Origin of the sequence: Nocardioides insulae DSM 17944, assembly GCF_000422825.1 — a bacterium.
Lineage (GTDB): Bacteria > Actinomycetota > Actinomycetes > Propionibacteriales > Nocardioidaceae > Nocardioides > Nocardioides insulae.
The window spans coordinates 354248-367374 of sequence record NZ_AUGU01000014.1 but is presented as its reverse complement, the minus strand read 5'-3'; the positions used below and the strand labels follow the sequence as shown (position 1 = coordinate 367374).

General features: G+C 67.5%; 12 protein-coding genes. 4 read left to right on the top strand and 8 right to left on the bottom strand.

Features of this window, described 5'->3' with window-relative positions; all coding sequences use genetic code 11:
- The first annotated feature begins 176 nt into the window (after positions 1-176).
- From G515_RS19740 to G515_RS0105955, 3 genes are all read left to right on the top strand, one after another.
- A complete protein-coding gene (locus G515_RS19740; protein ID WP_036554392.1) occupies positions 177-605 on the top strand; it encodes a hypothetical protein in 429 nt (142 codons plus the stop codon).
- 398 nt (positions 606-1003) lie between these two features.
- Positions 1004-2196 (top strand): IS3 family transposase gene (locus tag G515_RS0105960; protein WP_157571015.1). Its coding sequence is split into 2 segments (ribosomal slippage): positions 1004-1288 and positions 1291-2196, totalling 1191 coding nucleotides; the frame shifts between segments, so codons are not numbered across the junction.
- On the top strand, positions 2193-2441 hold the full coding sequence (locus G515_RS0105955; protein ID WP_028659427.1) for a hypothetical protein: 249 nt from the start codon (positions 2193-2195) through the stop codon (positions 2439-2441). The genes G515_RS0105960 and G515_RS0105955 overlap by 4 nt, the downstream gene beginning before the upstream one ends.
- Before the next feature lie 509 nt (positions 2442-2950).
- Here the strand turns inward: G515_RS0105955 and G515_RS0105950 are convergent.
- A complete protein-coding gene (locus G515_RS0105950; protein ID WP_028659426.1) occupies positions 2951-3235 on the bottom strand; it encodes a hypothetical protein in 285 nt (94 codons plus the stop codon).
- Positions 3236-3850: 615 nt separating this feature from the next.
- Positions 3851-5164 (bottom strand): hypothetical protein, encoded by a 1314-nt coding sequence (locus G515_RS0105945; protein ID WP_028659425.1) that lies wholly within the window; start codon positions 5162-5164, stop codon positions 3851-3853.
- Between the two features lie 2 nt (positions 5165-5166).
- Here G515_RS0105945 and G515_RS0105940 point away from each other — a divergent pair, with 2 nt between their 5' ends.
- Positions 5167-5424: a hypothetical protein gene (locus G515_RS0105940; protein WP_028659424.1), complete on the top strand. Its 258-nt coding sequence runs from the start codon at positions 5167-5169 to the stop codon at positions 5422-5424.
- Between the two features lie 331 nt (positions 5425-5755).
- Here the strand turns inward: G515_RS0105940 and G515_RS0105935 are convergent, their stop codons facing one another.
- The 6 genes from G515_RS0105935 to G515_RS0105910 form a co-directional block, all read right to left on the bottom strand.
- The gene (locus G515_RS0105935) at positions 5756-6817 is read right to left on the bottom strand and encodes a hypothetical protein (RefSeq protein WP_157571014.1); all 1062 of its coding nucleotides are present in this window, start codon (positions 6815-6817) and stop codon (positions 5756-5758) included.
- Positions 6818-7151: 334 nt separating this feature from the next.
- Positions 7152-7760: a hypothetical protein gene (locus G515_RS0105930; RefSeq protein ID WP_211220957.1), complete on the bottom strand. Its 609-nt coding sequence runs from the start codon at positions 7758-7760 to the stop codon at positions 7152-7154.
- Positions 7748-8272, bottom strand: a complete 525-nt coding sequence (locus G515_RS23265) for a hypothetical protein (protein ID WP_157571013.1) — start codon at positions 8270-8272, stop codon at positions 7748-7750. The genes G515_RS0105930 and G515_RS23265 overlap by 13 nt, the downstream gene beginning before the upstream one ends.
- Positions 8257-9315 carry a nucleotidyltransferase domain-containing protein gene (locus G515_RS19735; protein ID WP_169570449.1) on the bottom strand — a complete coding sequence of 353 codons (1059 nt, stop codon included), beginning with the start codon at positions 9313-9315 and terminating at the stop codon, positions 8257-8259. Before G515_RS19735 ends, G515_RS23265 begins: the two co-directional genes overlap by 16 nt.
- Positions 9316-9402: 87 nt before the next feature.
- On the bottom strand, positions 9403-9540 hold the full coding sequence (locus G515_RS23460) for a hypothetical protein (protein WP_169570446.1): 138 nt from the start codon (positions 9538-9540) through the stop codon (positions 9403-9405).
- Positions 9541-10174: 634 nt separating this feature from the next.
- Positions 10175-13042 (bottom strand): vitamin B12-dependent ribonucleotide reductase, encoded by a 2868-nt coding sequence (locus tag G515_RS0105910; RefSeq protein WP_028659419.1) that lies wholly within the window; start codon positions 13040-13042, stop codon positions 10175-10177.
- Between the last annotated feature and the right edge of the window lie 85 nt (positions 13043-13127).

Below are 13127 nucleotides of genomic sequence, written 5' to 3'. Positions count from 1 at the left end.
GTGTCGCGTGTTCGTCATGCCCCGACTCTGGTTTCATCCTCCGGAGTTCGACAGCCCCTGGCCAGCGCTTGGGGAGGACCGGCCACCGACGCATCACTGTGCATCTGTTCCGGCCCAACTCTCGGCCCTGTGGAGAAGCGTTCGCGCGGTCCGCGCAGCCGTTGCACCGTGGAGGCATGACCAACACGCCCTTCGCCCCGCAACTCCTCACCCAGGTCGATGTCCAAGAGTTCTGGCGCACCTTGATCGCACCGCTGGGACGGCACGAGCCCCGCCTCTACGTGGCACTGATCGGCCCCGATCACCGCCCCCTGCCACTGCTCCAGGAGATCGCCGAGATACCTGCGGTGATGGCTCCCGATCAGGCGGAAGACCTTGCGCTCTTCCTACGTCGCACCCTCACAGGTCGCCTCGATGGCGGGAGTGTCGCCCTGCTGCACTGCCGACCGGGCCCGCCCCCTGTCACGGCCGAGGACCGCGCCGCCGCCTCGACGTACTACTCCGCATTGGGCGGTCGCGGCGTGGCGTGCGAAGTGCTTCATCTAGGCACCGACCTGGACATCCTGCCGCTCCCCGCGGACGAGGCCAGGGCGCTGACCGCCTGACCGCCCCGCGCATCGGTCAGGTCGGATCCGAAGGTCCCTGTCGCGCGTCGCGGTGGGGTGGAGGCTTCCACCCCCACCCCACCGCGACGTTTGCTCAGACCCCCGGGCCCGTGGCGCGGGTGGCCGTGATGCTCAGCTGGACCTGACCAGGTAGTAGGTGTCCCCCGCCGCTTTGAGTCCTCCCGGGCGTCCTTGCTGTCGACGAGGTTTGCGTCGCGACCTTAGTGGCTGGCGGGTCCGGTCGGGCCCATCCAGTGTCCCCTGCCACGGCCCATCTCAACCGGTCGATCCCACACCCTTTCGCGCAACAGCGCGTCAAGTTCAACGCCCGGGACTGCTGCACGGGTAGGTGACATCTGATCTGTGGTGCCGAGGGGTGCCACTGGAAGGATGTTGCTGTGCCGAAGCCGTACCCCAAGGAGTTCCGCGACGACGTGGTTCGTGTCGCCAGGAACCGTGAGCCGGGCGTCCACCTCAAGCAGATCGCTGCCGACTTCGGCATCAGCGAGTCCTGCCTGACGAACTGGATGAAGACCGCCGACGTCGAGGACGGTGTGAAGCCGGGAACCACCGCTGCTCAGTCGGCGACCGAGCGAGAACTGCGGAAGCGGGTTCGGTTGCTGGAGCAGGAGAACGAGGTCCTCCGTCGCGCAGCCGCCTACCTGTCGCAGGCCAACCTCCCGGGAAAATGATGTACCCGCTCGTCCGCGAGCTGGCCGGCGACGGGATTCCCGTCGCGGTGACGTGCCGGGTGCTCAAGATCGCGCGCCAGCCCTACTACCGCTGGCTCCAGCGTCCGGTCACCGCCGCCGAGCTCGAGCAGGCCTACCGTGCCAATGCTCTGTTCGACGCCCACAAGGACGACCCGGAGTTCGGCTACCGGTTCCTCGTCGACGAAGCGCGTGATGCCGGTGAGCCGATGGCCGATCGGACCGCGTGGCGGATCTGCTCGCAGCTGGGCTGGTGGTCGGCCTTCGGCAAGCCCAAGAAGGGCAAGGCGAAGAAGCCGGGCCCGCCGGTCCACGACGACCTCTGCGCGGTGGTCGACGAGAAGGGCAGGATCCGGCACGAGTTCACCGCCGAGGCCCCCAACGAGCTGTGGCTGACCTACATCACCGAGCACCGCACCAGTGAGGGGAAGCTCTACGTCTGCGCGATCAAGGACGTCTACTCCAACCGGATCGTCGGCTACTCGATCGACTCGAGGATGAAGTCCCGGCTGGCGGTGGCGGCGCTGAACAACGCTGTCGCACGCCGCGGCGACGTCGCCGGCTGCATCGTTCACAGCGACCGCGGCAGCCAGTTCCGCAGCCGGAAGTTTGTCCACGCCCTGAACCGTCACGGCATGGTCGGATCGATGGGCAGAGTCGGCGCAGCCGGGGACAACGCGGCCATGGAGTCGTTCTTCTCGCTGCTGCAGAAGAACGTCCTCGACCGCCGAGCCTGGGCCACCCGCGAGGAGCTCCGGATCGCGATCGTGACCTGGATCGAGAGGACCTATCACCGTCGCCGTAGGCAGGCCGCTCTCGGGCGGTTGACCCCCATCGAGTTCGAGACCATCATGACCGCGCCAGCCACACAGGCTGCGTGACCCAACCTGTCACCCGTTCGTGCAGCAGTCCCTTGTGGGTCGAGCTCATCGAAGGGTTTGCCATGCTTCGCTCGTTCGAGACCGAAGGCCTGCCGGAGGCCGACATAGACATTGAGGGTATTGACGGCGTCTGGCTTGGCCGAAGCCCTTCGCCAGACACCGTCACCGGGTACGTGTGGCTTCGCGGGCAGGGCTGGAGCGCGTTTTCAGTATCTCGTGACGAGGCGGATCTCAACGGCTGGTGATGCCGCCGCCAGGCTCCGCGAACACCCGGTGTCTTTGCTTGGCGTGACGGACCACGGGTATGCCGTGAACGCGACCGCCCCGACACCCGTGCCGCGATCACCTCGGCGAAGTATTGGTTCTATGCTTGACAACATCGAAAGTCGCGCGATATCGCCCGAGATGGTCGCGCGGTTCCGCGAGGCACGGGTACCGGGTCCCCGCTTAGCTTGGAGTCGTCACGGGCCGTAGCGGAGAGCAAGCCCGCGCTCCGATGCCAAGGCTGCCCGTGGTGCGATAGACGCTACAAGGCGCCATAGCCGCTATAAGGTGCTTGAAACGGGCGTGAACAAGACCTCTCCGACGTGCCGCATGACCACCCAACTGTCGAGTCCAAGAGCCGACAGCAGGGTCGCCGCCTCCGCGCCGGTCCTCGTCGCTCTGGCCGTCATCACGGGGTTCTAGAAGTCCCGAACTGGGGCGCTAATCCGGCCGCAACACCCCCGCGCGGACGTGACAGGTGGCCGCTCAGTCAGTCTGCATACTCCAAGAACAACGCTTTCGCCGTAGGGCAGTCGCGCGGCTGCCCGCACTCTGCGCATCGCTCCGGCTGACCATCGAGCACGACTTGCGTGGCGGATCGCCAATGGGCGCGCAGGGCGGCCTCGTCCGCGTCCAGCTCGGTAAGCGCCGCCTCGATCTCCCCCGCAGACCATCCGCCTTCCTCCCCCGCGGCCGGCGCGCCTACCGACAGGCTGGTCCGACGGACGTCGATGGCGTCGAGGGTCTGGGCGTACGGATCTGGGTCACCGGCCATGCCGGCAGCGTAGATGCTCCGGCCCAACGGTCGCAGTCACGCCACCCAGCGGGTTGCCCGGCTCGATGCCGGAAACAAGCCTGTCGCCATGGCCTACCCAGTTGACCTGTACTGAAGGTGTTCCCGCACTGCGCAGACAGCAAAGTCACGAGGCAGTCCACGGAGCTGCATGATGCCCTTCTCCTGTTCGTCGCCGAGCAGTACCGCCCCGGACGGTCCCCGTGAGGGCTCACGGCGCTCACGGGGCGCGCCCTGACCGCAGTGCGACGCGGACGTGACCAGGCCGAGCTTTCCCGACGGGACGGGGTGCTGACTCCGGAGAGACACAGGCACTGCGATCACGTCTGACACCATGCTTCTTCGCTGAAGCTGCCGCGGTCACTGCTCTCGACGTCGCAGACACACGGGCGAAGAAGACTGGATCCATCACCGCATGCGGAGAACGGAGTGAGTCCCCCCGCCACCTCATTGCCCATAGGGGGTGCGCTGAGAGATGCTCAAACCGCATTTCGCGGCCCGGCTACGCGGGGCCCGAAGTTGGCTGCCGAAGGGCTGGAAGCACTAACGCGGCACGGGTTTGCCCCCCCTTGCGGGTCCGGACGGCCTCCCGGGCGCTCAGGCGTGATCGGCCGGCGCCTCCGGCTCTTCTGTTCGTGCTGCGAACGGATCAGGGTGCTCCACGTCGTCCGTGGCCCATCCGTAGCGGGTGCGGAGCAGCCTCAGGATGGCGTCTGGGTTCAGCGGGTTCTGCCGCAGTTCGAGTTTCCACCACGAATTGGCGCTCGAGCCGACGGCCGTGCGGATCGCCAGGCGCAGGGCGTCCGCGGTGAAGAGTTCGACGGGCATGGGGTCACCGGGTGGTTCTGGTGCCATGAAGCGCTTGGTCATCGCCTTGGCCTCCTCTTGGTTGGCGGGCACGACCAGCTGCAGGCGGGCGTTCTTCGCGAGGTTGTGGACGGCGATGAGCACTTGCCAATCGGTCCAGCCCTCGGCTCGCAGTTCGGCGAGAGCTTCCGCGAAGGCGGCGTCATTTCGCAGGGCCTGCAGCGTCGGCGCCATCCGGGGCGGCAGGTCGCGGTATCGGTGCTCAACCTCAGCGAGGCTGTGCGCGCTCGTGTAGCCCGGGCCGGGCACGTCCGGCATGGAAAGGTCCGGATGAACCGCCAACTGGCTCTGTCTGGGGTCGCCCAAGAGAGGGGCCGACCTTGGCCACGTGGCGAACTCCGCCTCCGGCACCACCGCACCCCAGGCAGCGTCGTAGGGCGCGCCGAAGACGATGAGAGAGAGGAGGTCGTCCTCCATCGCAGCAGTCAGCAGGTCCTTGAACTTGTCATCGTTGAGCGTGGAGGGCAGGACTACGGCGCTTGTCACCGCCCCGAGCGTCTCGCGGGCCACCTCGTTAATGTGCTCACGGGTCCGCTTCCCGGATCGTGGGAGCTGAACGCTGAGCCTCGACTCCTCCGGCGTCGACGGCATTTCTTCCACGTGGACCCGCTTCCCCGGTGGCGCCGCCGTGACGAAGACCGTGACCTGCGTGGGTAGGAAGCCCGGGTCGTGCTGCGCCAGGTGCGCGAGGGTCACTTGAAGAGCGGCCGCGCACCTCTCGCCGACCGCCGTGTCGGCATAGAGATTGCGAAACACGACCGTCCAGGTCACACCGAGGCAGCTGAAGCGGATGCAGCGATGCTCGGAGGTATCGGCGAACGGCGGAGCACCGAGGCCGGCGACCACCTTGGCCACGTGCTCGTCGGCCGTAAGCGCGTCCCACCACGGTGGCTGCCCTTCAAGCGCGTCGTGCAGTAGGTCATTGAGGAACTGGCCGGCGCCGACCGCTCCGATCGCCTTCTGCACGTACTCGGAGTAGGGCGTCCCGAGTTTGTCGGCGGCGGACCGGATCTGGGACAGCTCGAAGAAGGCCCGGAGAGCCACGGGTGTACTTCGAAATCGAGCGGCTGCTCGGCCATGAGTCGATGCGCCATCAGGGCGTGGCAGTTCAGGTAGGTGGCGCTGACCCAGTTGCCCTGGTGGTAGTCGGCGATTGCCGCCTGAGCCACTCCCTCGGAGTGCTGCTCGAGATGTTCGCTGTCGCACAGCTCGACTGCTATGAGGCTGTAGTACTTCGCGGCTGCGAGAAGTCCCAACTCTCGGTACGCCGCCGCGGTCCCGAGGGTGACCTCGACCATCCGTGACCTCGCGTCGCCGTTGAACAACCCGAGCCGGGCCCGGTGAAGGTGCCGGAGGCCCGTAAGGATGCGTCGCCCGTTGAAGAGGGCGTGGGCGCGGTCGAGGGCGCGATCAGCTGCCACCGTTTCGCCGCTTGCCTCGGCGACACGCCGGTCGATTGCGGTCGCGATCTCGTCGTACCCCAGCTCATCGACGAGCGTGGGCGTGTAGAGAGACAGGAGCCGGCTGAGGGGCTCCACGGGGAACAGCGGCGCCTCGGGCAGCGCGTGCGTCAGCGACAACAGCGTCTCGATGGCAGCTTGGGGGTCGATGAGCGGGACCGGAATGGGCCGCATCTCACCGGCGTCGAGGGCGGCTATCCGCTCCTCGAAGGTGCTGGCCGTGATGTCGTCGTCGGCGCGGTACGGGAGCCCCGCCGCTTCCGCGGCGACGGCATCTGGCTGGAGCCGCAGGATCGAGGGTTTCGAGGAGCTGACATCGGTAGCCGGGTGTCGGCTCCTCGTCCAAGAGGACTCGGATCCGCTGCTGGAGCCCGGTGTTGTACCCCTGGAGCGTCCCTGCCGTGAGACGGGTCCTGCCCCGAGCGAAGGCACCGAACGCGTACATCAGCACGACAGCCGCGTCCGCGAGGTCGCTGGGATTTTCAGCTTCGAGGGACGAACTCAGGAAGTCGGCGACGTGTTCCTCTGCGGGACGAAGGTCCCCCAAGCCCCGTACATTGGCCACGATGTACTCGTAGAGGGCCCGGCGCCGCAGCGCTGCTGGCCTGCCGGCCGCAAGGGCGTACTGGAGCTTCTCCAGCCAGAACGGGATGTCGGGCCGCCCGTCATGGGTCCCGCAGGCGTAGTGGAGGCAGCCGGCGAGGTCGACGAGCCGACCCATCGTATTTACGCCCTCGTGGTCCGCCCGCCATCTGACCAGGTCCTGCTCGTACCACTCGGGGCGGTCCGGCGGAGGTGGAAGGACGCGCGACGGCACGTGGAGGTACGTTTCGGCGATCCAGAAGGTGGCGTGGTCGGCGAGGTGCTCAGCGATGGCGTTGCCATCGAAAATCACCACGCGGATGCCGTGCTTGGTTCGTACATCGCGCTCGATCGCGTGGCGCCGGGAGACGGGGATGTCGGCCTCGCAGTAGGCGACGACGAACTCCACGGGCTCGCCGTCCGCCATGATCTTGTCGACGTCGCCTCGGATCTTGCCGCGTAGTCCATCCTTCTGGAGCGTGCAGGAGAAGCCGACCAACGCCTTATCGGGCAGACCAAGCTCCTGGCCGAGGGGCTGGACCTGACCCGGCATCTCCGTGGGGTAGGACTCGAAGTCGCGGCCCTGGTCTCCCCCGGATGAGACCGGCCCGGTCGCGGGGAGGATGTTGCGGCTCACGGTCGCGCGCGCGAGCATGCGGGTCAGGGTCTCGAATTCGTGCTGGCCGTTCCTGACGCTCAGCTGGTTCAGGGCGAAGCGGATCTCCGCACGAACCTGCTCAACGTTCGTTTCCACCTATCCCGACCGTCCCTTCGGTGTTCGAGAGCGACTCGGAGCCATGGTGCACCGTCGAGCGTGAGACGGTACGGGGACGCTTTGGCGCCGCAGACGTTTAGAACGGGCTCGGTTGAACGAGGAAAGCGCAGTGTCTCGTTAGGCGCCGTATGGCGACTCGCCGACGCTCTAGGCGTCAGTCCAGCCAGATCCTTCGCCGCTAAAGAAGCGCCCCAGACACCGCAGCCAGGGCGCATCAGATCAGGCTCTGCCAGAGGCTGGACGGGACCAAGCGGCGAGGGCCGAAGCGGAACGCGATCGCCCGCTCCAACTTGGCGACGTGCGGCCACGGATCGCCCGGCCCCCAGCCGTCGAGGTTCATCCCTGCGGCGACGGTGATGGGCGGCTGGTTCCATGCGTCCTTGATCGCCGGCCCGACGGTCCCGTCGATCGCGGCGAGCGCCGCCTCGAACAGGGTGCCCAGAACCTGATGCTCGGATGCGACCCAGGTCCGGCAGGCCGCGAGTTGCTCTTGCAAGTCGTGACCTCGCTCCACCAAAGCTGACAGGACCTCGGGGTCGTCGGAGACCCGGCGTCGGACTCGGTATGGATACTCGCCGCGCGAGATGAGCGACCGAACCGCGTTCGCGTACCCCTCGCGGCGGGCTGTCGCTGCGGCCCGCAGATTGCCGAGCACGCTGGTGATGACCCCTGCGAGGACCGAGGACCCGAGGAGGGCGATGGCCAGGAGAAGCCACACGCTCGTCGAGTTGTCGTCGCTCGCTGGCGCTGCCGGTGCTTCCCCGCCCGCAATCACGTGGGAAGCGACTCCGGCGGTCAGCAGGTGGACGGTCAGGACGCCCATCGGCGCTCCTCCTTGCGCATGAAGGCGCTCCGGATGGGGTGTGCGCCGTTGACGGGGTCAGCGTGCGGGGCGTCCTCGACCGGCCACTGGCGCTCGCGTCGGTAGTACTCCTCGAAGAGCAGGTGGCGGTGCACACGAGTGACGTACTGCTCGAGCCCGTCGTCCCAGTCCCATCGCAGCGACCGCGGGTCGTTCGGGTACCACAGGCACAGGTCGCCGGCGAGCTTCCCGAACCGAAGCCCCAGAGGCGACGGGTTGCGGTGGTGCCAGGTCCGGTCGGGCCCGAGCGGGAACGCGTAGATGTCCCCGCTGGGCCGGACGCTGACGCGACCGCGCTCGATTTCATAGCCGGCGGCCGCGAGCTCGGGCAGGGGCGCGAACGTGAGGTCGATGACCAGGCCGCCGTACCGAGGCTCACGAAGGTCGTCGACGGTCACGCCGAACAGCTCGTCCTGGAGGACCCGGCGCACGCGCTCCGGGTCCTCCAGGACGTCGCTCAGCGTGAGAGCCACGTGCCCGGCTGGCCGATGACCGAGCCCTCGCCACGGTCCGGTCCGCGGGTCCAGGAGCGGCCCGGGGCCGCGGCCTGCTGCGCGACCGTCGTGGTGCTCGGACGTCCCGCACTCGACACACTGCCGGCCGCGAAGGCGGTCATCACGTCGAGGACGGGGCGGGCCGGCGCGTCGGGGAACACGTCCCCGAACAGCGAGTGCCACACGCTGATGGCGCCGTCCATGTCGCCGGCACGCTCGAGCCGGAGCGCCTCGGCCGCCTTGCGGGAGGCCTCGGCGTACACCCGAGCCGCGGTCTCCCGCTCCTCGCTGGTCCACTTGATGGTGACGTCGTCCTCTCCGGCCGGCTCGAGCACCGGGCCCTTGACGGCGTCCTTGGCGTACTCGAGGACGGCGGCCACCGCGTCCTTGTCGAGCATCTTGCGGCCGATGGCGGCGTATGCGAGCGACTCCACGACGATGCCGGAGACGAAGTCGAGCTCCTCGTGGTGCTTCGAGAGCGCCTTGACCTCGCGGACCTGGTGGACGAATCGGCCATTGGTCGCCTGGTTCCGGTCAGAGACACGCTTCAGCTGGATGCGCGTGTTGCTCAGCTCCCAGGTCCCCTCGAAGCGGTCACCGATGAGGACGTAGTCGTTGTCGGTGTCGAAGGCCGGCACGAGGTCGATGGTGAAGTCGACGTCGCTGAGGGTGAGCCGCAGCGCCTTGCCGGACGGCTCATCGCCCACGTCGAACTGGACGTCGGGCCACCGGTCCACGATGGGCGCCTTGAACGACTCCATGGCCCTGCCCGGGCCGTCCGGGCCGCGCAGCTGCTCCCAGAGGTCGGCGGGCAGTAGGCACACGATGTCGACGTCCTTGAGCGGCTTCAGCATGGTCTTGCGGGCGAACGACCCCTGGAGGAAGCTGCCCGCGATGAGGCCGGCCTTGGTGAGGTCGTCGCGGATGGTGTTGTGCAGGTTCTGCGCCTTCAGGCGCACGAACGGGTCGAGGTTGAGGTTCTCGTCGAGCTTGGTGAACGAGTTGTCCACGGTCCGCTTCATGCGGGCCTCCTAGAGGTTGAAGAGAGTGGTCGCGCCGGACGGCACGGCCGGGGTGGCGGCCCTCCCCGTAGGGAGGGCCGCCGAGAGTCACTTCCGCTTCGGCGTCTGCGACAACGCGCTGGCGGCAGCCGACTTCGCGGCCTTGCCCGCCTTCGGGTTGCTCAGCACCTTGCTGGCAGCCGACGCAGCCTTCGCGCTCGTCTGCCTGGTGTTCCTCTTGGTCATCTCTCTCTTCACCCCCGCCCCTGGTGCCGTATGGACAAGCCGGCACCGGGGGTGGTCAAATACGGGTGAACGCCCCGCACTCGGCCACTCGGTCGGTGCCTCCGAGGCCCGGTCTGCCAGGACCGGGCCTCGAGTTCTTGTCTGGGCCTCGATAGCCCGCGTGCAGTTGATCACCTCGCACCGACGCTGAACCGTCGGCGAGAGCTTCGTGGGCCCGTCCGATGCGACGACGCAGGCCCCGGCACCCGAGCGGATAGCGCTCGACAGGTGCCAGACGTGGGGCCGGCCCGGCTCCCCACACTGCGGGAGGCCGGGCCGGTCAAGGTCGGGGATGAGTCGGGTCGGATCAGCGCCGTCGTTCGAGGCAGCATCCAGCGCCGGGGCGTCGCCCTGGTGTGTGTGCTGGCTCTGCCTGATCACGATGTTCCTCTTCCACCGGTTGGGGTCGTTGACGGAGGTTCGCGGTGCCAGACGGCGACTGGCCCAACCATGTTCGACCCCGCAGATGCGGTGTCCACTGTCGGGGAGTTGGCCCGTCGGGGGGACACCGCATCTTGGTTAGTTCAAGGGAGCTCTCACTTTCTTGTTCGCTCAAATCCGGGCCCCGTAGGGGACACGGAAACCTCGGTCATTTTCAGCTGCACCCGCTGGTCGAGCCGCAACCCTCGCAGACGTAGCAGGAGCCCGCCGGACGCATCTTGGTGCCACAGGTGAGGCAGAGCGGGGAGTCGACGGCCATGCCGCTGATCTGCTCGAGCAGTTCGGCGGTGGTGCGAGCTGCGGGTGCCTCTCGATCGACCGTTGCCTCCACCGTCTCCAGGTCGGAGGCCGAACTCTCCTCCTCGACCGACGCACGCGCGCGCTCAGGCTGGGCGGCCTCGATGAGTTCGGCTGCCGATCCGGTCTCCTCGAGGGGCTCATAAGAGCCGGTCTCGAGGTAGCGCTGGCGCTCCTCGGCGGAGTAGATGCCCAGGGCCGAGCGCTCCTCGAAGGGCAGGTAGTCCAGCGCCAGGCGGCGGAAGATGTAGTCCATGATCGACTGGCTCATCCGCACGTCGGGGTCGTCGGTGAGCCCGGCCGGCTCGAAGCGCAGGTTGGTGAACTTCGAGACGTAGGTCTCCAGCGGGACGCCGTACTGCAGGCCGATCGAGACCGCGATCGAGAAGGCATCCATCACGCCGGCGAGGGTGGAACCCTGCTTGCCCAGCTTGAGGAAGATCTCGCCGAGTTCACCGTCGTCGTGTGCCCCGGAGGTCATGTAGCCCTCTGCGCCGCCCACGGTGAAGGAGGTGGTGCGGGAGGTCCGTGACTTCGGCAGGCGCTTTCGGGTCGGGGCGTAGACGACCTTCTCCACCACCTTCTCGACCACTTCTGCCGCCGCGTCGGACCGCTCGCTCTTCGCATCGGCCAGGGGCTGCCCGACCTTGCAGTTGTCGCGGTAGATGGCGGTGGCCTTGAGCCCCAGCTTCCAGGACTCCAGGTAGACGTTCTCGATGTCCTCCACGGTCGCCGTCTCGGGAAGGTTGACCGTCTTGGAGATCGCCCCGGAGAGGAACGGCTGGGTGGCCGCCATCATCCGCACGTGGCCCATCGGCTTGAGCGCTCGCTTGCCCATCGCGGTGTCGAACACCTCGTAGTGCGCCGGCGAGAGCCCCGGCGCATCGACCACGTGGCCGTGCTCGGCGATGTAGTCGACAATGGCCTCGATCTGCTCGCCCTGGTAGCCGAGCTTGGTCAGCGCTCGCGGAATCGTCTGATTGACGATCTGCATCGATCCTCCACCGACGAGCTTCTTGAACTTGACCAGGGAGAAGTCGGGCTCGATGCCGGTGGTGTCGCAGTCCATCATGAAGCCGATCGTGCCGGTGGGCGCGAGCAGCGAAGCCTGGGCGTTGCGGAAGCCGTTGACCTTGCCCAGCTCGACGACGTCGGCCCACGCCCTGGTCGCCAGCTTGAGCACCCGACCATCCTCGGTGTGCAGCGGGCGGACCTGGTCGTTTGCCGCCTGGTGCTTGCGCATCACCCGCTTGTGGGCGTCGGCGTTGCGGGCGTAGCCGGCGTAGGGGCCGACCACCGCGGCGAGCTCAGCCGAGCGCTTGTAGCCGGCCGCGGTCATCAGCGAAGTGAGCGCCGCAGCCATGCTCCGGCCCCCCTCGGAGTCGTAGCCCAGGCCCATCGCCATGAGCAGTGCGCCGAGGTTGGCGTAGCCGATGCCGAGCTGGCGGTAGTCCCGGGTGGTCTGCCCGATCGCCTCGGTCGGGAAGTCGGCGAAGCAGATCGAGATGTCCATCGCGGTGAAGACGACCTCGCAGGCCTGCTGGAACCGGGCCGCGTCGAAGGTGTCGTCCTCGCCGAGGAACTTGAGCAGGTTGAGCGAGGCGAGGTTGCACGAGGAGTTGTCCAAGGACATGTACTCCGAGCACGGGTTGGAGGCCGTGATCCGGCCGGTCTCGGGGTTGGTGTGCCAGTCGTTGATGGTGTCGTCGTACTGCAGGCCCGGGTCTGCGCACGCCCATGCGGCCTCGGAGATCTTGCGGAACAGGCCGCGGGCGTCGACCTCCTCGATCACCTCGCCGGTCATCCGAGCCCGCAGCCCGAAGGTGGTGCCCTCCTCGACCGCGCGCATGAACTCGTCGGTGACGCGGACGGAGTTGTTGGCGTTCTGGTACTGCACCGAGGTGATGTCGCTACCGCCGAGATCCATGTCGAAACCGGCGTCGCGCAGCGCGCGGATCTTGTCCTCCTCGCGCGCCTTGGTCTCCACGAACTCCTCGATGTCGGGGTGATCGACGTCGAGGACGACCATCTTGGCCGCCCGACGGGTGGCGCCACCGGACTTGATGGTGCCCGCCGACGCGTCGGCGCCGCGCATGAAGGAGACGGGGCCGCTCGCCGTACCTCCGGAGGAGAGCAGCTCCTTCGAGGAGCGGATCCTGGAGAGGTTGAGCCCGGCGCCGGAACCGCCCTTGAAGATGAACCCCTCCTCCTTGTACCAGTTCAGGATCGAGTCCATGGAGTCGTCGACGGAGAGGATGAAGCAGGCGCTGACCTGCTGCGGGCTCTTGGTGCCGACGTTGAACCACACCGGGGAGTTGAACGCGAAGTACTGGTTGACCAGGAGATAGGTGAGCTCGTCGGAGAACACCGCGGCGTCCTCCTCGCCGGCGAAGTATCCGTGCGCGGCTCCGGCCTCGGTGTAGGTGCGCACCACTCGGTCGACGATGTCGCGCAGGCTGGTCTCACGCTGAGGGGTACCGACGGCACCACGGAAGTATTTTGTGGTCACGATGGTGGAGGCGTTGACCGACCAGAAGTCGGGGAACTCGACACCCCGCTGCTCGAAGACGGTCTCGCCCGTCTTCCAGTTGGTCTGAACGACGTCGCGTCGCTCCCAAGTGACCTCGTCGTATGGGTGCACGCCCTTGGTGCTGAAAACCCGCTCGACGTGGAGCCCCCGCCCGGCCAGATCCTGCTGATCTGCGCCGCTCGCCGTCTCGGTCATGCTGCTGTCCCCTGTCCCGAATCGCTGGCTGTGTGTAGTGGATGTCGTCGTGCGTGCTTCAAGTGTTGCGCGGAGCACCGACAGT

Bases quoted from the DNA above. Each gene is read 5' to 3' on its own strand.
- G515_RS19735 (WP_169570449.1), bottom strand. From the start codon at position 9,315: ATGAAGCGGACCGTGGACAACTCGTTCACCAAGCTCGACGAGAACCTC.
- G515_RS0105930 (WP_211220957.1), bottom strand. From the start codon at position 7,760: ATGGGCGTCCTGACCGTCCACCTGCTGACCGCCGGAGTCGCTTCCCAC.
- G515_RS19740 (WP_036554392.1), top strand. From the start codon at position 177: ATGACCAACACGCCCTTCGCCCCGCAACTCCTCACCCAGGTCGATGTC.
- G515_RS0105950 (WP_028659426.1), bottom strand. From the start codon at position 3,235: ATGGCCGGTGACCCAGATCCGTACGCCCAGACCCTCGACGCCATCGAC.
- G515_RS23460 (WP_169570446.1), bottom strand. From the start codon at position 9,540: ATGACCAAGAGGAACACCAGGCAGACGAGCGCGAAGGCTGCGTCGGCT.
- G515_RS0105935 (WP_157571014.1), bottom strand. From the start codon at position 6,817: ATGCTCGCGCGCGCGACCGTGAGCCGCAACATCCTCCCCGCGACCGGG.
- G515_RS0105910 (WP_028659419.1), bottom strand. From the start codon at position 13,042: ATGACCGAGACGGCGAGCGGCGCAGATCAGCAGGATCTGGCCGGGCGG.